Annotated in this window: 22 protein-coding genes; 3 read left to right on the top strand and 19 right to left on the bottom strand. The window is 39.7% G+C overall.

Annotated features, from left to right (window positions below; genetic code table 11):
• Positions 1-288: 288 nt before the first annotated feature.
• The 13 genes from ACHUFV_RS15805 to ACHUFV_RS15745 all read right to left on the bottom strand — a co-directional run bounded on the left by ACHUFV_RS15805 (position 289) and on the right by ACHUFV_RS15745 (position 13,765).
• On the bottom strand, positions 289-1,143 hold the full coding sequence (locus ACHUFV_RS15805; RefSeq protein ID WP_394235779.1) for an alpha/beta fold hydrolase: 855 nt from the start codon (positions 1,141-1,143) through the stop codon (positions 289-291).
• A 32-nt stretch (positions 1,144-1,175) separates the two neighbouring features.
• Positions 1,176-2,111, bottom strand: coding sequence for a DODA-type extradiol aromatic ring-opening family dioxygenase (locus ACHUFV_RS15800; RefSeq protein WP_394235778.1), 936 nt, complete (start codon positions 2,109-2,111; stop codon positions 1,176-1,178).
• A gap of 136 nt (positions 2,112-2,247) precedes the next feature.
• Positions 2,248-3,114, bottom strand: coding sequence for an alpha/beta fold hydrolase (locus ACHUFV_RS15795; protein ID WP_394235776.1), 867 nt, complete (start codon positions 3,112-3,114; stop codon positions 2,248-2,250).
• Positions 3,115-3,236: 122 nt separating this feature from the next.
• Positions 3,237-4,598: a PucR family transcriptional regulator gene (locus ACHUFV_RS15790; protein ID WP_394235775.1), complete on the bottom strand. Its 1,362-nt coding sequence runs from the start codon at positions 4,596-4,598 to the stop codon at positions 3,237-3,239.
• A gap of 434 nt (positions 4,599-5,032) precedes the next feature.
• Positions 5,033-5,899 (bottom strand): 3-(cis-5,6-dihydroxycyclohexa-1,3-dien-1-yl)propanoate dehydrogenase, encoded by an 867-nt coding sequence (gene hcaB / locus ACHUFV_RS15785; RefSeq protein WP_394235773.1) that lies wholly within the window; start codon positions 5,897-5,899, stop codon positions 5,033-5,035.
• 54 nt (positions 5,900-5,953) lie between these two features.
• Complete coding sequence (locus tag ACHUFV_RS15780) at positions 5,954-6,289, bottom strand: non-heme iron oxygenase ferredoxin subunit (protein WP_394235772.1); 336 nt, start codon at positions 6,287-6,289, stop codon at positions 5,954-5,956.
• A gap of 29 nt (positions 6,290-6,318) precedes the next feature.
• Positions 6,319-6,879, bottom strand: a complete 561-nt coding sequence (locus tag ACHUFV_RS15775; protein WP_394235770.1) for an aromatic-ring-hydroxylating dioxygenase subunit beta — start codon at positions 6,877-6,879, stop codon at positions 6,319-6,321.
• 77 nt (positions 6,880-6,956) lie between these two features.
• Positions 6,957-8,282, bottom strand: coding sequence for an aromatic ring-hydroxylating dioxygenase subunit alpha (locus ACHUFV_RS15770; RefSeq protein WP_394235768.1), 1,326 nt, complete (start codon positions 8,280-8,282; stop codon positions 6,957-6,959).
• 609 nt (positions 8,283-8,891) lie between these two features.
• Positions 8,892-9,437 carry an NADPH-dependent FMN reductase gene (locus ACHUFV_RS15765; protein WP_394235766.1) on the bottom strand — a complete coding sequence of 182 codons (546 nt, stop codon included), beginning with the start codon at positions 9,435-9,437 and terminating at the stop codon, positions 8,892-8,894.
• A gap of 206 nt (positions 9,438-9,643) precedes the next feature.
• Positions 9,644-10,036 (bottom strand): YsnF/AvaK domain-containing protein, encoded by a 393-nt coding sequence (locus tag ACHUFV_RS15760; protein ID WP_394235764.1) that lies wholly within the window; start codon positions 10,034-10,036, stop codon positions 9,644-9,646.
• Between the two features lie 59 nt (positions 10,037-10,095).
• Positions 10,096-10,599, bottom strand: coding sequence for a YsnF/AvaK domain-containing protein (locus ACHUFV_RS15755; protein ID WP_394235762.1), 504 nt, complete (start codon positions 10,597-10,599; stop codon positions 10,096-10,098).
• A 277-nt stretch (positions 10,600-10,876) separates the two neighbouring features.
• A complete protein-coding gene (gene rlmD, locus ACHUFV_RS15750; protein WP_394235760.1) occupies positions 10,877-12,247 on the bottom strand; it encodes a 23S rRNA (uracil(1939)-C(5))-methyltransferase RlmD in 1,371 nt (456 codons plus the stop codon).
• Positions 12,248-12,406: 159 nt separating this feature from the next.
• On the bottom strand, positions 12,407-13,765 hold the full coding sequence (locus ACHUFV_RS15745; protein WP_394235758.1) for a metallophosphoesterase: 1,359 nt from the start codon (positions 13,763-13,765) through the stop codon (positions 12,407-12,409).
• A 331-nt stretch (positions 13,766-14,096) separates the two neighbouring features.
• On the opposite strand from ACHUFV_RS15745, the gene ACHUFV_RS15740 reads away from it, so the two are divergent.
• A complete protein-coding gene (locus tag ACHUFV_RS15740) occupies positions 14,097-14,675 on the top strand; it encodes a hypothetical protein (protein WP_394235757.1) in 579 nt (192 codons plus the stop codon).
• Between the two features lie 143 nt (positions 14,676-14,818).
• Here the strand turns inward: ACHUFV_RS15740 and ACHUFV_RS15735 are convergent, their stop codons facing one another.
• The 4 genes from ACHUFV_RS15735 to ACHUFV_RS15720 form a co-directional block, all read right to left on the bottom strand.
• Positions 14,819-16,636 (bottom strand): flavocytochrome c, encoded by a 1,818-nt coding sequence (locus tag ACHUFV_RS15735; RefSeq protein ID WP_394235755.1) that lies wholly within the window; start codon positions 16,634-16,636, stop codon positions 14,819-14,821.
• Positions 16,637-17,620: 984 nt separating this feature from the next.
• Positions 17,621-18,535 (bottom strand): diacylglycerol kinase, encoded by a 915-nt coding sequence (locus tag ACHUFV_RS15730; protein WP_394235753.1) that lies wholly within the window; start codon positions 18,533-18,535, stop codon positions 17,621-17,623.
• Positions 18,536-18,875: 340 nt separating this feature from the next.
• Positions 18,876-20,231, bottom strand: coding sequence for a hemolysin family protein (locus tag ACHUFV_RS15725; protein ID WP_394235751.1), 1,356 nt, complete (start codon positions 20,229-20,231; stop codon positions 18,876-18,878).
• A 169-nt stretch (positions 20,232-20,400) separates the two neighbouring features.
• Positions 20,401-21,015 carry a PH domain-containing protein gene (locus ACHUFV_RS15720; RefSeq protein ID WP_394235749.1) on the bottom strand — a complete coding sequence of 205 codons (615 nt, stop codon included), beginning with the start codon at positions 21,013-21,015 and terminating at the stop codon, positions 20,401-20,403.
• Positions 21,016-21,196: 181 nt separating this feature from the next.
• Between ACHUFV_RS15720 and plsY the strand changes: the two genes are divergently transcribed.
• Positions 21,197-21,814 carry a glycerol-3-phosphate 1-O-acyltransferase PlsY gene (plsY, locus tag ACHUFV_RS15715; RefSeq protein WP_394235747.1) on the top strand — a complete coding sequence of 206 codons (618 nt, stop codon included), beginning with the start codon at positions 21,197-21,199 and terminating at the stop codon, positions 21,812-21,814.
• Between the two features lie 127 nt (positions 21,815-21,941).
• Here the strand turns inward: plsY and ACHUFV_RS15710 are convergent, their stop codons facing one another.
• Entirely contained in the window at positions 21,942-22,493 is a 552-nt protein-coding gene (locus ACHUFV_RS15710) for a thioredoxin family protein (RefSeq protein ID WP_394235745.1), read from the bottom strand.
• Between the two features lie 302 nt (positions 22,494-22,795).
• On the opposite strand from ACHUFV_RS15710, the gene putP reads away from it, so the two are divergent.
• A complete protein-coding gene (gene putP, locus ACHUFV_RS15705) occupies positions 22,796-24,292 on the top strand; it encodes a sodium/proline symporter PutP (protein ID WP_394235743.1) in 1,497 nt (498 codons plus the stop codon).
• 139 nt (positions 24,293-24,431) lie between these two features.
• Here putP and gatB read toward each other — a convergent pair whose 3' ends face one another.
• Positions 24,432-25,859: an Asp-tRNA(Asn)/Glu-tRNA(Gln) amidotransferase subunit GatB gene (gene gatB / locus ACHUFV_RS15700; RefSeq protein ID WP_394235741.1), complete on the bottom strand. Its 1,428-nt coding sequence runs from the start codon at positions 25,857-25,859 to the stop codon at positions 24,432-24,434.
• Between the last annotated feature and the right edge of the window lie 5 nt (positions 25,860-25,864).

Here is a 25,864-nt window from a genome sequence, read left to right as displayed (position 1 = left end):
AGAATTTCCGCCTAATGTATATAATGGGGGCTTAAGAAGCAGATATACGCGGAGATATTCCGATTAACTGCTCTAAATAAATCAAAAATCAAAGATTTGGATCATATAAACGGAAAAACCTCCTTTATATTAAGGTAAAAATAAGTATTTTCTAATTTAAACGGAATTTTCCCGTTTATTTTTCAAACGCAGTAAAATCAACATTCAGTTATAACAGCAGAGCCAAAAGCAAAAAGCCTTGATCGTACAGGTTTCTACACCTGTACGATCAAGGTTGGATGAACCTACTTATTTCACTGAAACTTTACTGAGAAAGTCAATAATGACTTCATTAAATTCATTAACCTTTTCCCATTGCGGCCAGTGTCCTGCGTCTTTAATGACGGTTAATTCACTGCCTGGAATCATATCTTGGATAGGTTTTGCTTCCTCAACGGTAGAGGTTGGGTCATGATCTGTCCAGGCTAATAATGTCGGAACATCAATCTTTCCGCACCAAGATGGGTCCCAGCTATATTGTTTTCTAGCTTCAATATCCTGAAGATAAACAATGTGATGAACCGCTTCTTGATAAGATGGCTGTGTATAGATGTTGTACCGCGCTTCAATTAGTTCATCAGTCACTTGGCTTTTATCATACATTAACCATTCAAGTCTTGTTTTTACATTTTCGTAGTTTGCTTCTAGAACAGCCTTAACTGTAGATGCTTTTAGAGCCGCCATCACTTCAGGCTTGTTGTTTACATTCCCAGGAGTATTTAAAACGAGTGCTTTAGCAATTCCAGGGTGATGGGCTGCAAACCAGGCTGCCACCCAGCCTCCTAAAGATTCTCCAGAAAGATAGACTTCCTTCAGATTTAATGCTTGAATCACCCATAATAAATGGTCGCTATAGACATCAATTCCATAAGGGCGATCAGGCTTATCTGTGTAACCATGACCGACCATATCAATGCAAATCACGCGAAAATGCTCACTCAAGCCTCTGATGTTTCGAGCATATGCCTCAATGTGGCCGCCAGTTCCATGAAGCAAAATAAGCGGCTCCCCAGTTCCTGCTTCTAGTACTCTTGTTTTGATTCCATTTGCATCCACAAAATAGTTTTTAAATGCTATATCCGCTAAACCTGTCCAAATTGACATACAATATCCTCCTCGTTTAGTTGAAACATATCTTATACTCTATGAAACTTCACAACGCCCATTCCTGTCACCCATTCTGGAATCGGTTCATAACAAGCAACCTCTGGCTCAAATCCATTAAGAATTCCTAGCAGCACAAGCCAGTTATGAATTTCCTGACCTCCATTGCCACCATTTTTCTCGATAAAATCAGGTCCCCATTGTCTTAATGCCTGATAGTCTTTTTCTATAATCAATCGTAAAAATTCACGATCCCATTTTTCATTAACCGGTCCAGATTTCAAACTTGTCACACGTGTTTTTCTTGTTTCTAAATATTCGTCAAGCTGCTCAATTTCTTGGCGGCCATTTGTTAGGACTTTAATTAGCTCTTGATCTTCAGGCTTTTCACTATCGATCTTTGGAATGGGAACCCAGTGAGAGATCCCACCTGAAGCGACAATTGCTACCTTTTTATCACTTTCCCATGATTCAATTGCCTTACGAACAACCTCTCCGACTTGGAAACAGCGGTCCATTGTAGGCAGCGGCGGTGCTGCTGTATTCACGGCAATCGGCACAACCGGTATCTTTAGATCCTTATTTAAAAAGTGAATGGCTTGAGTATGGCCATGATCCACTTTCATTCTCATTGAAAAAGCAAAATCCACATTGTTCACCAATCCGGTTTCAAGAATACGCTTCGCTAATTCTTTCTGTACAGGAATCTGGTATTCAGGAATTTGCCAGTCTCCCCATCCTTCACATTGGTCGATTCCAATCGTGAAGGATGGCATATGATCATAAAAATAACTATTGAAATGATCATCCGAAATTAAGACGATGACATCTGTTCCAATATCCTCGAGCCATTTTTTCATATCGGCAACGGTATTTAGAAAGCGCTGCCCCTTTTCTCCACCGCCAGCTTCATTTGTCATGATCATCGGACTATGCGACATTGCTACGCCCGCTACTATTTCAGCCATTTCTTTCACTCCTCTAATCTGAATTTTTTGCGATTCGGGAGGGAGCTTTCCCCCGTACAATAAAGGAGCCTTTTGGCTCCTGGAAAAATCTAGATATACAGCTCTTCAGCTCTTGCCACGTACTGAGCAAAAACTATTATACTTGCACACCTTTGGAAAAATTAATTTGGATTTGATTAAATTGTTCAGGTTTCTCCCATTGCGGCCAATGTCCTGCACCTTCTACTACAACCATTTGGCTATGAGGGATCAATTCCTGAAGGTATTCCGCCTCTTCGATTGTAGCTGTAGGGTCATGATCCGACATTAGAATAATCGTAGGAGCGGTGATTTTACTTGTCCATTCTGAATCCCATGTGTAATTTTTTCGTACTTCCCATTCTTGTAATATCATGATGTTTTCAATCGCATTCTTTAACTCTGGCTGTGTGTAAATGTTATAGCGTGCTTGGACAAGTTCTTCTGTAACAAAACTTGTATCCCAGAACAAAAACTCTAGTCTCTTTCGAACATTCTCCTTATTGACTTCCATAACAGCCTGAATCGTGGATTCTTTCAGCTTTTTCATCACTTCTGGTTTACCCATAATATTACCTGGCGTGTTCAACACTAAAGACTTTACATATTCTGGGTGATGGGCAGCAAACCATGCAGATGTCCATCCCCCTAAAGACTCCCCTGAAAGGTGAACTTTGCCAAGTGAGAGGGCTTTAATTACCGCTAACAAATGATTACTGTATACATCTAACGTATAAGGTTGATTCGGTTTATCCGTATATCCATGTCCAATCATATCTAACACAAGAACTCTGAAATGCTTGCTCAAGCTCTTGACATTTCTTGCGTATGCTTCAGCATGTCCGCCAACTCCATGTAAGAGAATCAACGGTTCTCCCTCACCAGCTTCGATAATTCTAGTATTTACACCGTCAGCATTAACGAAGTATTGTTTAAAAGCGATTCCAGACATTTCATTCCAAATACTCACATTGTTGTTTGACATATCATTTCTCCTCCCCAGGATGCGTTGATCGCAGTCATTCGGTTTTTAAGTGACTTAGGTAGTGATTTTTTGTCATTGCAAATGAAAACAGTTCTCATTACGGCAACCGAACGCTGAAGTTTTCACTCCATTTCAAGATCTCCCAAAATGATACCCGCTTGTAGCGCCAAGAAAAGCTGACAACTCGTTTGAAGATCATTGATATCAGCATCTAAGATTTCAGCTATTTTTTGCACGCGATAACGTAATCCACCAATCGACAAATTCATTGCTTTTGCTGATTTACCTATATTTTGGCCACTTTGAATGTAATAATATAGCGTTTTGGTTAACTCTGATTCTTTCCCTCGATCGTATTCAAGTAATTTTGAAAGCATTTTGTTATAGAAATGCCGGATATCATCCATATTTCCTGCGCGAAATAAAATCCCCACCGCTCCTAAATCATCAAAGTACATAATGTCCTTTTTCTGATCGTTCAAGTTCAATGAAATGAGTGCTTCTTGGTAAAGAATCGGTATATCTTCAAGAGACTCTGATCTTGAGCTCATGCCAATTTTAAAAGGGATAGTAGGGTATTTTTCTTTCAAAAAATACAGTAATTTATTGATAAATTTATCGACGGATATACCATACTTCGAAAACAGGTCAACAGGCAGCAACGCAGCTATGTTCTGAGAGTCTTCCGAGATTAAGATATTCAGATTACGCTCCAGAAAATATCTTGAAAAACCTTCGATCAAATTCATACCGCCAATTGGATCCTTTCCATTTGGATAAAAATTTGGATCGCCTTTCAGAACTAAAAATTGATACTCTTTGCCTAAATCCACTCCAATATATCGGGCCCTTTTGAATAAAATGACAGGGTTTAAACGATTATTGATCATATCCTCTAACAATCCGCCTTTGATGTTTAACTTCAGTTCTGTATCCAGGATTGTTTCCTTGTTATAATTACTCACAGATCCGATGAGACACAATTGCTGCATTTTCAACCAATCAACCTCATCAAAAGACGTTTTAATAAAGGAGCAGTATCCTACAATCTTGCCTCTAGATACCATCGGGGCAATTAATCTTTTATGTTCATCCGATTGGACCAGCTCGACAATCTGTTCCTTCTCAATTCGTTCAGTCAGATTGATGGGATGATCTCCATCGTGCTGATTAGTAACGATTTTCCTTAAGCGTCCGCTATATTGTCTAGCCAGTTCCGGGTCTAATCCTATCGAATAAAGGTAGTTAAATCCTAGATCTTCAAGAATGATGGGAATGTTTGTAAGCTGATAGCATACATCGGCCAAACGTGTTTCCCCAACGCCATTTAGAAACTGCCTGATTGCTTGGTTAGTGAAATCCATGGCAGCCTGCAGGTTATTTTTTTCAGTTAAAACTGCATCAAGGCAGTTCAGAAGCATTTGTGGCAGTCCTGATTCTAATTCCTTCTCTGTGAAGTTGTAGTCTCCATAATTCGACGACATTTGAACAAATGTTTCCAATGCTTTAGGATAATGGAACTTATTTTTCAATCTATTCACCCACTTAAGAAAGTCACAAGCTAATTAGCTCACCTGAAACATTCGATTTTTAAATTATTCTACTGCTCCAGAGTGAGCTTGTCGATTCCTTAGAGATCATCCCGCTAATGGCAGACATTGAGGAACAAAGCAAAGTCCATAGGGATGAAAAGAACATCCATTGGAACAAGCCATCGCAGGCATACGGAACCATTGGGAAACAAGGCTGGATGATCTGAATCCTCAACGTTGCCTTCCCTAACATTTTTATCATGTAACTTTTCTTGCAGGGACATCCTTCACAGAGAAACCAAAATATTCAATGCTTTGAATTGCCATACTATCTCATCCTTCACCTAAACCGTTCTGAACGGTGAAATGGAATGAACCGTACTTTTTCAATCCCTGATCTTTAATTTTTCCAGCAATCCCTGACTTCCCGTTCTTTGGCGAAGACCTCGAATACCCCAGCCCCCATCGAAATTCAATACTTCTCCTGTAGCTGGAATGTTGTCATTTCGCGAGGCAAAAAAGACGTAAGCCCCGGCATAATCTTCCCCGTACAATACACGCCCGACCGGAGCGGCTGATTCTACATTCTCGTTACCCTGTTCCAAGTCAACGTCTTTGTACCATTCTTTATACATGCTCGTTATGGACCTGTTGTCCATTTCCAGTGAGGCAGGTCCCCTCAAATCCGTCATTGCACCGCCAATGGCAATGCCGTTTACTCGGATATAAGGGGCTAATTCAAATGCCAACTGGCGAACCAAGCCAACAACGGCATGCTTGGTGGATGTGTAGAGCGGTCCGCCTCCGTTTGTGTAAAAGCCTGCATTAGAAACTGTAAAGATCATATTCCCCCGAGTTGCCGCCAATTGTGGCAGACAAGCCTTGGCCGCAAGCAGGTAACCTTTGACATTGATATGGAACAACTCATCAAATGCTTGATCGATCTTGTCTTCCGGAAGATCCACCAGCGCCATGTTGTAATCCCAAATACCGACATTTGCAACTAACGTATCAATTTTTCCGAAATGTTCAGTACACCGGCTTACCGCTGACTGGAGGTCACTTAACCGACGTACATCTCCAACTATTCCAATGACTTTTTCACCATACTCTTCTTCTAGCTGATTCAGACGATCTGCCGACTTGTCAAACACGGCGATTTTGGCACCTTCATCCACAAATCGTTCCACAATGGCACGGCCGACGCCGGATGCACCACCTGTAATAAAAACTACTTCATTGGCTAGTTTCATACTTGTACCTCCCCACTCATATAACTATTCACCTGTAACATGATCATGGGTTGGCTACTCTTTTTTTTCAAAATATCCGTCTTCAAAAGCCACATATACATCTTCTCCATCCACCTGTACCGGATACTTTTTCAAAGGTTTAAAAGGAGGTGCCATCTTTACCGCTCCCGTCCGGGCACAAAACTTTCCCATATGCAATGAGCACACGATGACATCTCCATCTAGATAACCGCCTTCAGATAACGACCATTTGGCGTGAGAACAGCGGTCTTGTGTTGCCATTACTTCTCCATTAACGTTAAACACCGCTACTGCCGTATCTCCTTCTACTACCTTTAACCCCTCATCAGCCGGTAGATCAGACAACGTGCAAACCTTTGTAAATTTCATAATGGATCTCCTTTCATCTGTAGTGATGATTAAAAAAAGACAGACAGGTTATTTGACAATATCGTACTTTGATCAATTAAAATGGTTCGACGAGCAATTTTAAAGCCCAATCCTCCCTCTGAACGACGCAATACATCCCGACGCTCGCCCGGAAAAATATCAGACTGACGCTCCGAACGGTTACGATACACGATAAATGACGATGCCACCTCATACGTGTTCGGTTCCTCTAATTCCTTAATCATGACGTTCGAAATCAGGTGCCGTGTACGTGACACCGGATTCTCCGCCCAGTTCACTCCGGATACTCTCGCTCGAATACGTCCTCGCATTGTTTCATAGTTATCGTCGTAGTGCGATCCTTTTCCTTGAGCCGCATACTCCTGCGATACTTCTCTACCTACTCGGTTCATGCGAATCGGCATCCAATAATGAATATCCTCTTCCATCAGTTCAAACCATGCTTCAAACTGCGAGTGGTCTAACAGCTGCGCTTCTTTGTAGTAAAATTGCTCAATTTCATGTTGCAGCTCAAGGCTTGAGCTACTTTCTGCCCATTTAAACGGTTTGATTAACTCCATTATTTCCATACCCTTTACACCCCTTGTTTTAATCCAAAATCGTATAGCATCCGATCCTTCATAAGTGTAGGCAACGACCCCAAGCTTTAAGATTGGGGTTTCAATGTATCCCAACTTGGTTCCGACATCATGCGGGCCCAGTGAGAATAAAACCCTCTAGCTGCTTCTTCAGAAAATACATAGGAGGTTTTTCCTGGAAAATCAGGATTGTTTTTACCCTCAAGATTCAGCCCCATTTGCATAGCCAGCGGTGCCGTTCTGGACTTGTACCCACGAAGAGCGCTTTGAACTTCAACCCAGTTTTCTCCGTCGTCCTGCTCGAACACTCCACTGGCACTGAACGTACGGACATTCTGGCGGGCCAGTTCATCCTTGATTTCCTGCGGCGCATCCTTATCAACAACGACGAAGGCCCACACTTCAATCTGATTCGGTCCCTTTGGATGCCAAGTCCTTACTGTGTTCATCCCATACGGTAAGAACGAGCAGTTCGGGAAGATGGTCATGTGGCTTGTTGCCATTCTGTCGTATGGCAAAAGAGGAGTCAAACGTTCTTTTGCCTTTTCAAAAGCCGGGCCTTCACTATAATATTTGTCGACTATGGGTCCTATACGGTGCGAACCTCTTGCTGCATCAATATAAAAGCCGCATCCATGACCGCCCCATTTGGATCGGAACTGATGTCCTTTCATATGCGGCTCATAACTGGACAAATCTTTATCGGCTGGCAACCCTGCAACTACAGCAGCCAAATGTGATGATAGGGCATGGTACATGTCACTGGCAAATTGCTCCGCAGCAAACTTCCAGTTACAGTCAATCACCCACTTTTGCATGACTCCGATGGCTTCTGTCCCTGCCTCGGAACGATCCAGCATGGTGTCCATGTAAGGGGTTGCATCACTCAAATAAGTCAACAAATCCGGCGCTTCCGGATCCCAGTTGGCAAATACTAGCCCCTTGTAGATCTCTACTCTAGCCTGCAGTGGTCCCCAATCTTCCTTCTTAAATCCGGAGAATGCTTCTTCTTCAAACGGTACATTGACCAGATCGCCTGCTGTATTATACGCCCAGCCATGGTAGGTACATGTGAACGCCTTGGCATTCCCACAATCCGCCCGACAAATCTTCATCCCACGATGCCGGCATTGGTTATGAAACACCTTAATGCTCCCATTTCTCTGCCGTACCATCACAACAGGATCTTCTCCCATATAAGTGGTCAAGTAATCTCCCGCTTTTGGAACATGGCTTTCATGTCCAAGAAGCAGCCATGAACGACCAAAAACCCTCTCCAGTTCCAACTCATAAAGTTCCTGATCTGTATAAACACGTGGATCGATCTTTCCATTTTCCTCATCTATAAGTGAACGAATCTCTTCGGATGTCCATTTTCCTAAATTAGTGCTCATAGAATAAAACCTTCCCTTCTATCTAATTGAGAATTGAAATCGCTTTCTTGTTTAAAGTTTAAATTTTTTTACAATTAAAAAAAACAACAAAAAGTGCTTTTTATTTCTCTATTTTCTATACATCCAATACACAAAATATGTAAAAAATATCCAGTTAGTAGCAATTAGAATATAAGGAAATGTATTCAAAATCCTCCTGCTGATGAGGAGAACTGAAGGTGTTAAAATACAAACGAATAACACACAAAGCAAGTTTTGGTAGATAGCTAGAGGTGGGGGTTACAGTCAACTGACCATTTATGAAGAAGATAATTCAATACTCTTCTTAAATAAAAAAATGCTGACAGTGAAGTCAGCATCCTTTGGTTTATTAAAATTGGTGGTTAGTATATTAAATGTCTTTAAGTTTTTACACAAATATCATTGTTTGCGAACTAATAACACTTTCACTTTTTGAATGAAAAAGGAAAGTGACCGCGATACTACCATATTCGAAACAGGGGTCAACTCTTTTAAGATTAAGTGTTCCTATCAGTCTCTGCAACCCCCGGCTAAACCCTTGGAATACTAAAAACCCAACTGAAACTGAATTCAGTTGGGATCTCTTAATTAACGGTTACTACGATTGTACCAATCAATGAAGTTATTGACGACAGTGTCTAAGAATTGAACAGTTCCTTCGTCTGTCAGGTTACCGGCTTCATCAAATTTTGTGTGAACAGCGCCAACATATACTTCATTACTTGGAAGCAGTGGAGAATTAATGCCTGGTGAAAATAAAATATCACGCAGGTGCATTTGAGCTTTGACTGTTCCCAGATTTCCCATTGATGCACCCATAATCCATGATGGTTTGCCGATCATGACCTTATCGACACGTGATAACCAGTCAATTACATTAACTAAAACACCTGGAACGGTACCGTTGTATTCTGGTGTCACCCATAAAACAGCATCTGCAGTTTTAACTTTATTTTTAAATTCGGTAACAACTTCAGGAGGATTGTTTTCGATATCCTGGTCATAAAATGGAATTTCACGAATATTTAAGATTTCAAGATCAAATTTGTCTTGATAACGTTTTTGAACATATTGAGCAAGCTTTAGATTATAAGAGTCATTACGAATGCTTCCAACGATAGCTACGACTTTCATTATTACAAAAACCTCCGTTAAAAATTTACTTATTTTTTATGATGTTGCTATAACAACATCTATCATTATAAAGGTTTTTAATGAAAAAGATAAAAATATGCTCCTTTCGAAATAAAGCTTCTGGAAACTAGACTTATCATGGAGAAGGGCAGATTAGTTATAAAAAAAAATCCTGCCGGTAAGCAGGTCCTTTAAGGGATGTTTTTTTACATATTGGAAAGCGGGTCGACTACCTCAACTTTTATATCACCAATCGTTTCAACACGGAGTTTTTCTTCCTTTAAAGTTTCACTTATCTGGATCACTTCTTCATATTGCTGCGTATCGACTGTTATATTTTGCAACACAGTAGGGTGAAGAGTAACTTCAATACGTTCCTCGCTCATTGGTATTCGGGTTACCTCGATATTTGAATGCTCTGAAGTGAGCCCCTTTTTTTCAATAACTAATTCTTCATGGACTACCGGTACCATGATTTGCTTCACTTCTGTGTATGTATTTTTATATACCTTAACATCGGCAGTCTCAACGCGCTGCTTGGTAATATCCAGCTTTTCTTTAAGTAGCTGAAATGACATATCTTGCGTTTCATCGTTCAATTTTTATCCCTCCCATGCACAGGATCTGACCCCACCTAGTAGGTGAGGCCAGACTACCATTAGCTGTTAATATCGCTAAAACCAGATCCATCGGAAACGATATTGACACTTCCAGTTGTATCTACTTTGGCTTCTTCCCGTTTTAATGTTTCTTCAATTTGCTGGGTCTCTGAAACCTGGCGTTTAGAAGCAGAAATTTCTTCCGTTGTAACGGTGTATTTGTTTACATCTACTTGTTCCTGACTAACAGGAATATGAATTGATTCATCACCGCTAATCGTAGCGTTGCTAGACTGGTTATTAACAGGCGTTCTTGTGATCACCACTTCCTCATGCATCACAGGAACGTCAAAGGTTTTATGCTCCTCCACTATTTCTTTTGAAAGAACAACCTCACCCGCATTGACACTATTTTTTGTAATATCAAGCTCTTCTTTATGAAGTTCTAATTTGCCATCCGTTTGACTGTTTTGTGTATTGGGAGTTGTATCAGTCCCTTGAGTGCTTGAATTATCATTGTTTTGCGATTTGTCATCACCAAATAATCCTAAAAAATCTGCCATAAAAAATTCCCCCTTCGTTGAAAGTAATGGTCAACCCCTTATATAATCTGCTCTTTCGAGAGAACTATTCTGCTATTAGTAAATAGGTAATAATTAATTATCCGTACCATAAAGATTATTATTGAACGAAGGGGGAATATTATTTCTAACCCTTGAGAGTTGGCTAATTAGGGTAATTGAAAAATTACATAACGGAATCGATAATTGGTCCTGAATGGTATTTTTAAATACAAAAAAGCAGCTGATATAGACTTTTTCTATATCAACTGCTTTTCTATTATACCAACTTCAACCACACGACCGCTTCACAATGTGTCGTCTGCGGAAACATATCCACCGGCTGCACTTCTACAGTCTTATATCCACCATCTTCTAAAATCCTTAAATCACGTGCAAGTGTTGCTGGATTACAGGAAACATATACAACCTTTTTCGGCTTCATTTCGATAATGGTTTGCAGCAGTGCTTCGTCACAGCCTTTGCGCGGTGGATCAACGACTAGGACGTCAGCGATATTTCCTTCTTTATACCATTTTGGAATGACAACCTCCGCTTCCCCGGCAGCGAACTCCGCATTCGTGATGTTATTTAATTCGGCATTTCGCTTCGCATCTTCAATTGCCTCAGGGACGACTTCTACACCAAATACCTTTTTTGCCTTTTGAGCTAGAAATAACGAAATCGTACCGATCCCACAATAAGCATCAATGACTGTTTCTTCTCCGCTTAAATTGGCGTATTCAAGAGCTTTGTTATAAAGTACCTTCGTCTGATCAGGGTTTACCTGGTAAAAAGACAAGGCTGAAATGGCAAACTTCACATCACCGATATAGTCATAGATGACTTCTGTTCCCCAAAGCACCTTCGTTTTCTCTCCAAGTATCACATTCGTGCGCTTGGAATTAATATTGTGCACGATTGACTTAACCTTTGGAAGACGAGCAACAATTTCCTCAACCAGCTTATCTTTCTGTGGGATATCCGTTGTTTTCGTTACAACAACAACCATAAGCTCACCTGTTTGCTTACCGTAGCGTGCCATGATGTGGCGGAGCACGCCCTTATGTGACTCTTCGTTATACGCTGGAATCTTTAGCTCATTACAGATTTCCTTCACAGTCTTCACGGCCTCATTAATTTCTGGCAATTGAATCAGGCTTTCATTTGTATCGACGATTTCATGACTTCTTGGCTTGAAAAATCCGGCAATCAGCTTGCCTTCCTTCTCCCCGACCGGAACCTGTGCTTTGTTTCGATAATGCCACGGATTGTCCATGCCTAGTATCGGATGTACCTTCACATCCTCAAGCTTTCCAATTCGAGTGAGCACCTGTCGTACCTGATTTTCTTTGTACTTCAATTGACCCTCATAGCTGATATGCTCCAGCTGACAGCCGCCATATTTATGCAGTTCATCTTTTGGAATCTCCACCCGATCCGGGCTTTTTTCATAGATTTCCATGATACGCCCAAATCCATAGCCTTTATTCACTTTAATCACTTTAATCTTTGCTTTTTCTCCAGGCAGCCCATTTGGGATAAACAACGGATAGCCTTCTACTTTCGCAACCCCTGCGCCATCATGGGTTAAATCTTCAAAAATGACATCTATGTATTCGTTCTTTTGAACAGGTAAAATTCTACTCATTGGATTACTTCCTTTACATATAAACTAAAACCCAGCACAACTAGCAAAATTGTAACACAAATCATGAAGTATTAGGAAATTTCCCATTAAAGAAGGTGTCAGGCACCACAAAAAGACAAATTGAACAATTTGTCTTTTTGTGGTGCCTGACACCTATGTTTAAAATTCAATTTGGAGATGATTATCATCTGTATCCTTATCACTGGATACACTCATGATATATTGCTTAAGAAAGCTATCTGGTGCTTTGGACCATAATTGATAGCCTTCTGTATTCATTATATCCTTTGCGTTTTCATTCTCTATCCCAGCGAAATATCTAATATTAAATATCTTCATAACCTCTGACATTGACTGGATTTCTTCTTCTGAAAAACTTTCTTGGCTCCTTAATCGTTCAGATGCCATATTATAGGCTGCCTTACCAAAAAATTCTTCGGAATATTTTTCAAAGCGGAGCAAATCCTTATCCTTTATTCCTTTTTCCCTCGCCCAATTCTCTACATCTAGCTTTGACGTCTGATAATTAAGCGATTGATTCTTGGCCGAGTAAGATAATACACCGTATTGGTGCGGATTTACCGCAAGTGAACCTGTCACAATGTCATATAGCGTATCCTCACCATTTTTATAGGAGCTAATATCCTGAGTGTGAATATGGCCGCTTAGCACAAGCTTGATATGACTCTCTTGAAGTTGTTTCAGCACATCTTCGTTATTATTTAGTGTAAAGCCTTTTCGAATCACTTCACTGTGATTAAGGATATTATGGTGCATAACCGGGATAATCTTTGCGCCCTTTTCTTTCGCCTTATCACTGCATTCTTTGATCCACGCTAGAGTGTCCGAATTTAATTTTCCATCCGTTTGAGGATATCCGATCATATAATTACTCTGATACTGGCTTGTATCCAACATTAATAACCAAACATCCTCTGATGGCGCAGCCAAATAGCTTAATGTATTCTTATCTTTTGAGATGGCTTCATCATATCCAAAATCTGCGTAAATGCTACGAAAGTCTTTTGCATCAATAATATCTGTTGTATATTGCTTGTCACCTTTAAAGCTCCTTGCCCAAGGATTTGAAATATCATGGTTACCTGGGATCACATAGATAGGAATCCCATTTTCTTCTATTATATGAAGCTTCTTGGCTAAATCAGTATGGCTTGCCTTTTCACCGTTATTCGTTAAATCACCGCTAATAATAAGAACATCCGGCTTCTTATTTTTCACCTCAAAAGAAAAGGCATTGATGATGGCTTCAATATCATTTAATTGTTTCCCATCACCTGAGCTGACATATTCTTCAAACGCCTGGCCATGATCTGTTAAGCTTTCAGATAAATAATGAATGTCTGTTGTTACAAACATTGTCATATCTTGTCCTGATTTAATTTGTTCAATAGACGCAGTTGCTTCACTCTGATTAGTATTTAGATTTCTATAATTCCAACCTATTAAGATTAGGACCAAAACGATGAACACTATGAATGCAACTCTTTTTCTAATCATCATCATCTTCCTCATTGAAAGTTACTTTATTTGCTATCTAAGCTGCCATGATGTAAAAGTGAAGACTTTATATGTTTAACTATAACATATGTGAGATTCATCACAAACTCCGTTAATGCCTTATTTTTTTACAGACCTGTGAACTCCTTTAAACCCACTTCCATCAATATCTTTCCAATTATTTAGTATCTTTGTAATAATTCATTTTTGAGAAATTAATGACAACGCTACCAAACCCATTGAATAAAGCTTTTAAAATTATATACTTTATGTATAAGTCTTCACAAACTTATAAAAATATACTTCTAGATTACAAAAGGAGAGGTCAATCATGAAGAAATTTTTAGCACTTGCATTAGCATTAGGTCTTGTTGGAGTATTTACAGGTTGTTCAAATGACAAAGCAGCAGATGATACATCAAAAGAAAAAGAAACTACTGCTGCTGAAACAACTAGCGAAATTAAAATGGGAAGAGTGAACTATGCTGCACACGGAGATAAATCATTTGCTGTAGCAGTGGTTGCAATGGATGGCGATAAAATCGTTGGAGCATCCTTAGACGAATTCCAATTTATGGATAAAACAGCTGATGGTGTCGTACCAGTACCAAATGCTGATGGTGCATTTGCTGAAGGATTCGCAGATGCTAACAAACCGCTTGCATCTAAAGTAGAAAGTACTAAATACTACAGCACACATATGGCAGAAGCAGCTGGATCTACTAAAACTGTTCTAGAAAACTATGGTGCTATTGAAGACCATGTTATTGGAAAAACAGTTGCTGAATTAGAAAAAGAGCTAAAAGATAACGAAGGCGAAAAAATGCTAGACGTAGTAAGTGGCGCTACATTAGTTGATACACATGGATATGTATCTGCACTAGTTGAAGCTGCTAAAGCTGCTAAATAATAGTTAGAAAATCAACCTTTTAATACTCATAAGTAAAAACTATACTATTCTAATAAGAAGGGCTAGGGAGATTTTCTCTCTAGTCCTTTTTTCGAAAATGAGGAAGGCAGCTATGGGAGAATTAGCCGCCTTCATTATATCTGTTACTTTCCTAACGCTGCACTTTGACCTGCAATTCTACCAAATGTGTTAACATCAGCTAATGCATTTCCGCCAAGTCGGTTTGTACCGTGTATCCCGCCGGTTACTTCACCCGCAGCATACAATCCTTTAATGACTTCACCAGCTTTGTTTATAACCTGTGCATCTGTATTGATTTGGATACCGCCCATTGTATGGTGGACAGTTGGTACCCTTGCACCTGCATAGAATGGGGCTGTATCAAGCTTTTGATCAAATAAGGTTCTGCCGAATTCGTCTGTTCCTGCATCAACAGCGCTATTAAATCCTTCTACTGCCTTAACAAAATTATCTGGATCCACACCCATTTGCTTTGCAAGGTCTTCTAATGTATCTGCTTTATAGGCTCTTCCTGCAGCTACTAAATCATCGATTGATTCATTAAAGTTATTTTTCGTATCACCAGTAGGGTATGAGTGTTTGTCAACGATTACCCACATCGACTGGTCAGTCTGTTCCATAAGGGCTAAAGTCATTACGTCCCTTCTTGCTCCCTCATCTACAAATCTATTACCCTCTTTGTTTACAAATATTCGATTTTCCACACCCTGTTCAATATTTCCGCTCAAGCTGCCTGTCTCAGGATCACCCATTGGCAATAGCTGAATGTATTCCATACCGACAAGGTTTGCATCGACCTTCTCAGCCATTACAATACCATCACCAGTGGCACCTGGATGGTTCGTTGTCTTAAGCTTTGTTAAATCCGGCCATGTACCATTGTATTCGTTTCTCATGTCAACATTCGCACCAAAACCGCCTGCCGCCATGACCACAGATTTTGCATGAACGACAACATTGCCATTTTTACCCTCTGCTTTTACGCCTGTCACTGCATCATTTTCAACAATCAATTCCTTTGCCTTCGTATTGACTAGCACTTGAATTTCATCATTTGTCTTTTCGATATAGTTCATATACGTTTCAATGTAGCCTGTTCCAAGTGGTTTTACAGGTTTGTGTGCTCTTGGCCATAAACCGCCTAGAACGGTAAATACCTCATCCTTAAACTCCATGCCCAAACCCTCAAGCCATTGAAGGGTTGGATAGGCATTCTCAACTAATGTTCTAATTAGTTCAGGGTCACCTTTTTTATCCCCGCCTTCATAGGTTTGCGTAAAGTGTTTATCGACTGAATCCTCGATACCTTGTTTTCCTTGACGAACAGGATCCACCGCATTATATGCCGCACCTGAGATGATTGTATTCCCTCCAACCTGTGGCATTTTTTCTAAAACAATTACCTTTGCGCCGTTTTCATGCGCGGAAACTGCAGCCGCAAGTCCCGCACCACCAGCACCAATTACAACTACATCTGTTGTATATTCCTTATCCTCTTTGGCTGTTTTATTCGCAGCCTGTTTCTTACTCAGCTCTTCAATATTTCCGCCTGCCGCTTTTAATGCCTCTGTTATAGCTGCTATTAATCCTTCAGAAGAATGGGTTGCGCCTGACACCGTATCAACAGCCAACGTCTGACCTTCAATTACAGAACCCGGAATCTCATCAAATGCCGCATCGGATACTCCTTTTGTCTCATTATGTTCTAAGACATTGATAGAAACGATGGATTCTTCATCAACCTCGACCTCTACTTTGATATCACCGTTATTACCCTTTCCAACTCCAGTATAGGTTCCTGGCTTAAACTTCGATTCCGTAGTTGTTTTCGTGCCGGTAGACTCATCATCCTTGTCCTTTTGTCCGCAGCCTACTAATGATACCAATAAAAACATAATCAGTATGATACTAAATAGAGCTCTAAACTTCTTTTTACTCATGATTAGATAACGCTCCTTTCATTAAGTAATTTTTACGCAAAGCTCATAATGGGTGTACTATGTATCCTTTTTCATCACCTATTTTCCTCCTTGTAGAATATCCCTAAAATGCCAAACATTGTTACACCCTAATATTACCATGTCATTATATTGGAAAAATTTTATCTTTTTACAATTGGGTGAATATAGTTGGAAAATATTTTGAACGGATGTGTGTTAAATTACAGGATTTGGAACTGAAGGTTGGATAGTTCCCCATGGAAAGGTTTATAACGGTCCTTTGGGAACTATCAGAGTTGGATAGTTCCCGTGGCATGGGTGGAAAAAGGCCTGTGGGCACTATCAGGGTTTCATAGTTCCCGTGGCATGGGTGGAAAAAGGCCTGTGGGCACTATCAGAGTTGGATAGTTCCCGTTACATGGGTGGAAAAAGGCCTGTGGGCACTATCAAGGTTGGATAGTTCCCGTGGCATGGGTGGAAAAAGGCCTGTGGGCACTATCAGAGTTGGATAGTTCCCGTGGCATGGGTGGAAAAAGGCCTGTGGGCACTATCAGAGTTGGATAGTTCCCGTCACATGGGTGGAAAAAGGCCTGTGGGCACTATCAAGGTTGGATAGTTCCCGTGGCATGGGTGGAAAAAATCCTATGGGCACTATCAGGGTTTCATAGTTCCCGTGGTATGGGTGGAAAAAGGCCTGTGGGCACTATCAGAGTTGGATAGTTCCTAACAAAAGGTTGGAAAAAATCCTATGGGCACTATCAAGATTGGATAGTTCCTAACAAAAGGTTGGAAAAAGGCCTATGGGTACTATCAAGGTTGGCTTGTTACTAACAAAAGGTTGGGAACAGTCCCATGGGAACTCAAGGATAGATAGTGTCCATTAATACCTATCTATCCATCAAACAGCCATCCGTAAAAAAAAGAAACCCGTTCCAATATAGAACGAGTTCCTTCTTACATTTTTACCTCTTTAACTGAACCAGATCAGTCAGGGCGGTCTTCGTCTCTGATTTGATCAAGCGGCACGAATACCTCTAAGTGACGATAAAGATTGACGAATTCCGCAGGCAGCAGACCGCCATATTCACCATCAAGATTTAATTGTACCGTTTCGTCAGATGTGACCTTAATGCGATTTGCCTGCGTGTAAATGACTTTCGGGTCATTGATATGCTCACCGCGAAGGGCAAGAGTCGCAATCCTAATAAAATCAGCTAAATTTGTCTTTTTCAAAATGAGCAAGGAAAACAATCCATCATTAATGGATGAATTTGGAGCCAGCTTTTCGAAGCCACCAACAGAATTTGTTAACCCGACGAGAAAAAGCATGACCTCTCCCTCATAAATCTTTCCATCATATTCAATGCTGCATTGTGTCGCCTTAATCGAAGGCAGCATTTCCATGCCCTTTAAATAATAGGCAAGCTGGCCAAGCATGGTCTTAAGTTTACTTGGAACATCATATGTCAGCTCAGTTAAACGACCGCCACCGCCAATATTTATGAAATATTTATCGTTCATACGGCCAATATCAACGGGGATTGTCTCACCCCTAGCAATAATCTCAGCAGCTCCCACGATGTCACGAGGAATATGTAACGCCCTTGCAAAATCATTCGTTGTTCCCACTGGAATGATTCCTAGCTTTGGCCGGTACTCCTGCTCTGCCAGTCCGTTTACAACTTCATTAATAGTACCATCGCCACCTGCTGCCACAACAAGATCATAGCGGCGTTCAACAGCAATCCGTGCTGCATTTATACCATCCCCAGGACCTGTTGTTGCATGGGTTGATGTCTCATATCCAGCTTTCTCCAGCGTTTCTAATACGTCAGGAAGGTTTTTTCGAAATGCTTCACGCCCGGAAGTTGGATTATAAATTATTCTTGCTCTTTTCATTACCCCATCATCCTAATATCATAGTTAATACGAGTTTTCGTTTAATATAAGTTTTCCATTTACCATCATAACTAAAAGACACAAACTTATCAATATTTACCAACTGAACCCTCTTGAACAACTCCAAACGTAAATGGCAGCAGCAGGAGTCCCATTCTGATTAGTACAATCGCTTTTTCCGTACCCGATAAGAGATCCTAGCTTATCAATCAAACGTTTGTTTAATACCTATGTTCGTTTTATTTCATACGAAAAAACCGCAAAGAAAGGACCTGATGACAGATCCTTCCTAGTATGTCTTTTGTATTTTTCAAAAGGAGGTTTTGAACCGTTCGGAACCTTATCCCTTTTGCTTAACAAGCTCCTGTATTCCTTGACCTGACTTATCGTTAGCATCATCATTAATCGTTATAATTACATTTTCAATACGATTTTCTGTTACGTCAGTGACCTCAAAATGAAGATTTTCATAAATAACCACTGGCCGTTCTTCCATTGTAGGAATATATCCTATTTTACTAATTAGAAAGCCATTTAGTGTATCAAAGCTATCTGTCGGTAGATTGACCTTTAGTAGCTTTGCAAGTTTGGTAAGGTTTGTAGTGCCTTCAACAGAGTATTTATCGTTGTCCAATTGGTTAATTTCGTTCTCTTCCGGACCATCCATTTCACTGGAAATTTCTCCTACAATCTCTTCAATGACATCCTCGATTGTAACAAGTCCTTCTGTACCGCCGTATTCATCCAGAACAATGGCAATATGAACATTGTTTTTCTTCATGTCCGAAAATAATGTATCTACTCTTTGGGTCTCAAGAACAAAGTATGGTTTTCTAATTAACTTCCTCAAGTCAAACGCCTTCTCATTTTCTCGATCCATAAATTGAAATAAATACTTTACGTGAAAAATGCCTATGATTTTATCAAAATCACCTTCATAAACTGGAAATCTTGTATATTTCTCCTGATTCACTAATTCTACTGTTTCTTGTAAACTTGCATCTACCGGAAGAGCAACCATATCTGTGCGGTGTGTAACAATGTCAGAAACCATTTTATCGTTAAATTCAAAGATATTGTTGATCATCAATTTCTCATCTTCTTGAATGGTCCCACGCTCACTGCCTACATCTACCATCATTCTAATCTCTTCTTCTGTTGCTTCAACGCTTTTTGCGTTTGGGTCAACACCAAATAACCGAACAACAGTATTTGTTGTAAAGGTTAGAAATTTTACCAATGGCAAGAAAATTTTGAATAAAAAGGTTAGCGGTGCAGCTACAAAATTGGCAATCGTCTCAGCTTTTTGCAGTGCAAGCTGCTTTGGTACAAGCTCACCAAAAACCAATGTAATGAAAGAAAACAAGATTGTGATGACGACAACGGAAGCTGTGCCAAGTACACTTAACTCCAGCGGAACTCCTAACTCATATAAAGCTTTTGCTAATGGACCTGCAAAGAAATCCGCTGCAAAAGCACTGGCCAAAAACCCTGCTAGTGTGATACCAATTTGAATGGTACTTAAAAATCGGCTGGGTTCAGAGATGAGATGAAGCAGCATGTTGGCTTTTTTATCTCCATCTTCAGCCATTCGTTTTATTTTGTTATCATTTAATCCAACCAATGCCATCTCTGATGCGGCAAAAAAGGCATTCAGCAGGATTAATACAATAAGTGTGATAATTGCGACCGTCAATAGATAGACCTCCACTATAAAATAAATCAATCAGAACGAAATACTTTTTATGAATTATACATACAAATGTCCTTTATATCAATAAATTACAACTTGAATAGAACGAGGTTTATTCTATCATTAGACAAAAAAAGAGAACTGATAACAGTTCCCTTTTTTCCGGTTTCCATTAATTATTAATAAATTTCTCAAACACATAACCAAAGTCTTTAACTTTGTATTTCTTTCTGCTGTCCATCAACCAATTAAATGCCGTATCATTGATTTGCTTGAAGTTATCGACCATATTTTCACCGTTAACTGCTGAACGACCCAAGGTGTTGGACGCTAAATTCAAGCTTTGCTCTGCATATTGCAATGAAAGTGCATTCTCGCGACAGATTTCAGCAATGGAAATCAATGCTTTGTACAGGTCCTTCAACTCTTCAATATACTTTTTATGAACATCGATAGAAAACGGTACTGAACCAATTGTGAATTTAATTTCAACATCTAAATCAACCGTACCCGCTGTTTCAAGAACAACATTTGTAATGCTATGCTCTGCATAGCTGTAACGGCGTAAGGATCTTTTTTTACTTATTGCACTTGTGCCGTCCAGATGGATAACAGCCTTATTGGTAAAGCAATACTCATCTGTTTTTGATTTAATTAAAAAGAAGATTTTTTCATTTTCTTCATGCATTACATAATCATCGGCATCTACCTTATCATAATCTGCTGGTTTAATGACACTCCCAATATCACTCAATCCTAGTACATCAGATGCTACTTTCTTAAACATAACTCCAACTCCTTTTAAACGTAATTTCCTAACTATTCCATATTTCCATTATAGAATATTAGAAGCAATAAATGTTTCCAAACTCTTTTCTATTTTATGAAAAAAAAGAAAAAAATAACTTCTATTTTTTATGTCTTTTTATTACATTTGTTATAGATAAGCTATTTAAAAGGATGATCTTATGACATTATTTATATCTATACTTGCATATGTAGTCGGCTCCATCCCGACAGCCTTAATCGTGGGCAAGGTGTTCTTTAACATTGATATACGGGAGCATGGGAGTAATAATCCGGGAGCAACCAATACACTTAGAGTGCTGGGAAAAAGGGCAGCCATTATAGTCTTATTAGTTGATGTTGGAAAAGGAGCATTGGCAGCCTCATTACCCATCCTTTTTCAAACCGAAATGAATCCACTTTACCCTGGGCTGATTGCCGTAATCGGTCATTGCTTCCCTGTCTTTGCAGGCTTTAGAGGTGGTAAGGCTATTGCCACCACTGCAGGCGCACTGCTTGCCGTTAATTTTTGGTTATTCCTCATCACTTATATTACGTTTTTTCTCGTTATTTTTATTACAAAGTACGTCTTCTTTGGCTCTCTTTCAGTCGGGATTGTCTTACTTCTTTATTCCATTATGGAGGCTGGCTCTGAAAATGATATCCTCTTTATTATTTTCCTGTTGCTGCTTATTTTCCTCCATCGGACAAACATACGTAATTTTATCCATCATCAAGAACCGAAAATCAATGATAAAAACCTAGCCAAAGATCGGATTAAAACCAAAAAGATCCAATAAAGGTGTCACAATAGAGGTGTCAGGCACCATTTATGGACAAATGAACGATATTGTCCTTTTGCGGTGCCTGACACCGATTATGGACAAATGAATGATTTTGTCTTTTTGTGGTGCCTGACACCAGGTACTACTTTAATGAGGCTAAAATGCTGCCTGCAACGGTGTGCCAGAGCTCTTCCTCTTGGAGATATCTTGCTTTTAATCCTTTGTACATGTCCATCTGTTTGTCTTTGAAATCTGGACTTTCCTGATCAGGCAGCTTGCCTCGTTCACTTGTTACAAGCTCTTGCAGCTTTTCTGCTCTCGGTCCCCACACGGCTTTTTCCTCACCATCCTGATCGATAAAAATAAAGATTGGAATAGCTCTTGATGTTCCATTTGTTAAGTACTGATCCATCAGCTCAAGGTTTTGGTCGCGTAAAATAAACCGGACATCCATTTCTGCAGCCTCAGCAAGCTTTAATAGAATGGGGTTATTTAACATAGCATCGCCGCACCAATCCTCGGATAGGACAATAACCTTCAGCCCCTTATCCTTGATAGCCTGGATTTGCTCCTGTTCTTCACTATTCAATGAATAAGCGGAATAGATTTTATTCATCTCATCCTTATTCACATTCATTCCTTCAATATATGCTTCTGGTGTTAACCCTTTATTAAACCAATCTAATAATTCCATCCGTCGTTACACCTCAATATCTATTAATATCATTGCTTCATTACTACTTCTATCATTTTACCCATATTCCTGTAGCTAATTTCAAGTATTACGTTTGCAATCGATCATAAACTTTTAGAAATATTCTATAAATACGTACCAAAAAGAAGTATTATATCTATTAGTTATATGAATTTTATAAAGAATGTAGATAATTTTAATATTTCACATTGTGAACCCTTGTACAAGGTAGACCATTTAAATTATTATAGAAATAGTAAAGATACAATATTAATATAATAGATTTTTAAAGGAGAATTTTTATGTCAAACGAAACCTATCAACTGATAGCCATTGTCTTTTATCTTGCGGCCATGTTGTGGATTGGTTGGTATGCCTATAGGAAAACGCAAAATTTAACTGATTATATGCTTGGCGGACGCTCTCTTGGACCAGCTGTGACAGCTTTAAGTGCCGGTGCAGCAGATATGAGCGGATGGCTCTTAATGGGCTTGCCGGGTGGAGTGTATGTCACAGGACTTGCCGATGCATGGATTGCCATAGGTCTTACCATTGGCGCCTATTGTAACTGGTTCTTTGTTGCACCGCGGCTGCGCGCTTACACACAAGTGGCGAATGACTCGATTACAATTCCAAGTTATTTAGAAAACCGATTTCACGATACAACAAAACTGTTAAGAATTGTTTCAGGTATTGTTATCCTCGTCTTTTTCACTTTCTACGTCTCTTCAGGAATGGTTTCCGGCGGTGTATTCTTTGAAAATTCCTTTGGTATTAGTTATCATGCCGGATTACTTATTGTTGGCGGTGTTACAGTTGCCTATACTCTTTTTGGAGGATTCTTAGCCGTAAGCTATACCGATTTTCTCCAAGGACTTATGATGGTGATTGCCCTTTTACTTGTTCCCGCTCTTGCCATATTCCATACTGGCGGGCCTGTTGAAACACTAGACACGATTAAGGCAATTGATCCTACGCATCTTGATCTTTTTAAAGGAACGACCTTAATTGGTATCGTTTCCGCTATGGCTTGGGGACTCGGATATTTCGGACAGCCACATATCATTGTCCGCTTTATGGCGATTACGACGGTCAGGGAAATAAAAAGTGCACGAAGAATTGGGATGAGCTGGATGATTTTTTCCTTGATTGGAACTATTCTTACAGCCCTAATTGGTATCGCCTTTTTTGAAAAGCATACAGAGTATACATTAAGTAATCCTGAGGCAGTATTCATTACATTGGGTCAAATTCTATTTCATCCACTTGTAGCCGGATTCTTATTAGCAGCTGTTCTTGCAGCCATCATGAGTACCGTTTCTTCCCAATTAATTGTCACCTCAAGTGCATTAGTAGAGGACTTGTACAAAGTGTTATTGCGCAAAGATGGCAGCGATAAAGAATATGTCTTCTTAGGAAGAATGGCCGTTCTAGTCGTATCAGTAGTTGCTGCCATTCTAGCTTTTGAACAAGATAATACAATCCTAAATCTAGTAGCCTATGCATGGGCGGGTTTTGGAGGATCATTCGGTCCTGTCATCATCTTAAGCTTATTCTGGAGAAAAATGACAAACTGGGGAGCCATTGCAGGTATGGTTTCCGGCGCTGTTACCGTTATCCTTTGGGCTAACTTAACAGAAGCAGGTGTCATTCCATTCCAGTTATATGAAATTGTCCCTGGGTTTATTATTAACCTGATTTTCTCAGTCGTTGTCAGCTTAATGACCTTCAAGCATAACGATTCAGTCGAGAAATCATTTAACGAAAGTATTGCTTTACTTAAACACGATAAACAATAAAAGACAAAAAGGAAGGCATTGAAGCCCTCCTTTTTGTCTTTTTCTATCTTTTCCCGGGAAATCAAAGATAAATTTGTCGGATTTAAAAGACATATTATCAAAAAAAGCTGATGGAATCCTCCATCAGCTTTTTACCTATTTAACGTTTTTGTAATTCTTCCATCAAAAGCTTATTAACCATTTGTGGGTTTGCTTGTCCTTTTGATGCTTTCATGACTTGTCCAACTAGGGAGCCAATCGCCTTTGCTTTTCCATTTTTAAAGTCTTCAACTGACTTCGGATTCGCATCAATTGCTTCAGTTACCCATTTTAGAAGGGCGCCTTCATCAGAAACCTGTACAAGTCCTTTTTCTTTAACAACCGTTGCAGCATCGCCGCCGTTTTCAATTAACTCTTTAAAAACAGTTTTCGCAATTTTGGATGAAATCGTACCGTCCTGGATTAATTTAATCATGCCGGCAAGCGATTCCGGAGTAAGCGCCACTTCATGTAACTCCTTTTGTTCCGCATTCAAGTATGCTGAAACATCACCCATGATCCAGTTAGAAGCAAGCTTTGCATCTGCACCTGCTTGAACAGTTGCTTCAAAGAAATCAGACATTTCTTTTGTTACTGTTAAAACGGCCGCATCGTATGCTGGCAGTCCAAGGTCTTCCACGTAACGTTTTTTGCGTTCATCCGGAAGCTCTGGAATTTCTGCACGAACACGTGCCTTCCATTCTTCATCGATATAAATATCTAATAAGTCAGGCTCTGGGAAATAACGATAGTCGTCAGATCCTTCTTTTACACGCATAAGGATCGTTGTATTGGTTGCTTCGTCATAACGACGTGTTTCCTGCTCAATAACACCGCCTGAACGTAATACCTGTGCCTGTCTTTTTTCTTCATATTCAAGACCTTTACGGACAAAGTTAAAGGAGTTTAAGTTCTTTAACTCTGCTTTCGTACCAAACTTTTCTTGGCCTACTGGGCGAAGTGAGATATTGGCATCACAGCGTAGTGAACCCTCTTCCATTTTACAATCAGATACACCTGTATATTGAATGATTGATTTCAATTTTTCCAAATAAGCATACGCTTCATTTGGGGTACGGATATCCGGCTCCGATACAATCTCAATTAACGGTGTTCCCTGGCGATTATAATCACAAAGTGAATAACCAGGACCATGATTCAATTTACCAGCATCTTCCTCTAAATGAATACGGGTAATACCAATCTTCTTCTTATAGCCATCCACTTCAATTTCAATCCATCCGTGTTCACCAATTGGTTTATCAAATTGTGAGATTTGATACGCCTTTGGATTATCCGGGTAAAAATAGTTTTTTCGGTCAAATTTTGTTTCAGATGCTACTTCGCAGTTTAATGCCATACAAGCCTTCATACCATAATCGACTACCTTTTTGTTTAAAACAGGCAGCACGCCTGGATAACCTAGTTCGATGACAGATGTATTTGTATTCGGCTCTGCTCCAAATTGATTGGGACTCGCTGAAAAGATTTTTGAGTCTGTTTTTAATTCCACATGGACTTCAAGTCCAATTATCGTTTCAAATTCCAATGTTC

It is taken from the genome of Niallia oryzisoli, from assembly GCF_043641075.1.
GTDB classification, from domain to species: Bacteria; Bacillota; Bacilli; order Bacillales; family Cytobacillaceae; genus Bacillus_BD; species Bacillus_BD oryzisoli_A.
This window is presented reverse-complemented; position numbering and strand designations above follow the sequence as displayed.

Bases quoted from the DNA above. Each gene is read 5' to 3' on its own strand.
- hcaB (WP_394235773.1), bottom strand. From the start codon at position 5,899: ATGAAACTAGCCAATGAAGTAGTTTTTATTACAGGTGGTGCATCCGGC.
- ACHUFV_RS15775 (WP_394235770.1), bottom strand. From the start codon at position 6,879: ATGGAAATAATGGAGTTAATCAAACCGTTTAAATGGGCAGAAAGTAGC.
- ACHUFV_RS15710 (WP_394235745.1), bottom strand. From the start codon at position 22,493: ATGGAATTATTAGATTGGTTTAATAAAGGGTTAACACCAGAAGCATAT.
- ACHUFV_RS15735 (WP_394235755.1), bottom strand. From the start codon at position 16,636: ATGAGTAAAAAGAAGTTTAGAGCTCTATTTAGTATCATACTGATTATG.
- rlmD (WP_394235760.1), bottom strand. From the start codon at position 12,247: ATGAGTAGAATTTTACCTGTTCAAAAGAACGAATACATAGATGTCATT.
- ACHUFV_RS15770 (WP_394235768.1), bottom strand. From the start codon at position 8,282: ATGAGCACTAATTTAGGAAAATGGACATCCGAAGAGATTCGTTCACTT.
- ACHUFV_RS15730 (WP_394235753.1), bottom strand. From the start codon at position 18,535: ATGAAAAGAGCAAGAATAATTTATAATCCAACTTCCGGGCGTGAAGCA.
- ACHUFV_RS15795 (WP_394235776.1), bottom strand. From the start codon at position 3,114: ATGTCAAACAACAATGTGAGTATTTGGAATGAAATGTCTGGAATCGCT.
- ACHUFV_RS15800 (WP_394235778.1), bottom strand. From the start codon at position 2,111: ATGGCTGAAATAGTAGCGGGCGTAGCAATGTCGCATAGTCCGATGATC.
- ACHUFV_RS15805 (WP_394235779.1), bottom strand. From the start codon at position 1,143: ATGTCAATTTGGACAGGTTTAGCGGATATAGCATTTAAAAACTATTTT.
- ACHUFV_RS15755 (WP_394235762.1), bottom strand. From the start codon at position 10,599: ATGGCAGATTTTTTAGGATTATTTGGTGATGACAAATCGCAAAACAAT.
- ACHUFV_RS15745 (WP_394235758.1), bottom strand. From the start codon at position 13,765: ATGATTAGAAAAAGAGTTGCATTCATAGTGTTCATCGTTTTGGTCCTA.
- ACHUFV_RS15765 (WP_394235766.1), bottom strand. From the start codon at position 9,437: ATGAAAGTCGTAGCTATCGTTGGAAGCATTCGTAATGACTCTTATAAT.
- ACHUFV_RS15720 (WP_394235749.1), bottom strand. From the start codon at position 21,015: ATGTTTAAGAAAGTAGCATCTGATGTACTAGGATTGAGTGATATTGGG.
- ACHUFV_RS15790 (WP_394235775.1), bottom strand. From the start codon at position 4,598: ATGTCGTCGAATTATGGAGACTACAACTTCACAGAGAAGGAATTAGAA.
- ACHUFV_RS15740 (WP_394235757.1), top strand. From the start codon at position 14,097: ATGAAGAAATTTTTAGCACTTGCATTAGCATTAGGTCTTGTTGGAGTA.
- putP (WP_394235743.1), top strand. From the start codon at position 22,796: ATGTCAAACGAAACCTATCAACTGATAGCCATTGTCTTTTATCTTGCG.
- plsY (WP_394235747.1), top strand. From the start codon at position 21,197: ATGACATTATTTATATCTATACTTGCATATGTAGTCGGCTCCATCCCG.
- ACHUFV_RS15780 (WP_394235772.1), bottom strand. From the start codon at position 6,289: ATGAAATTTACAAAGGTTTGCACGTTGTCTGATCTACCGGCTGATGAG.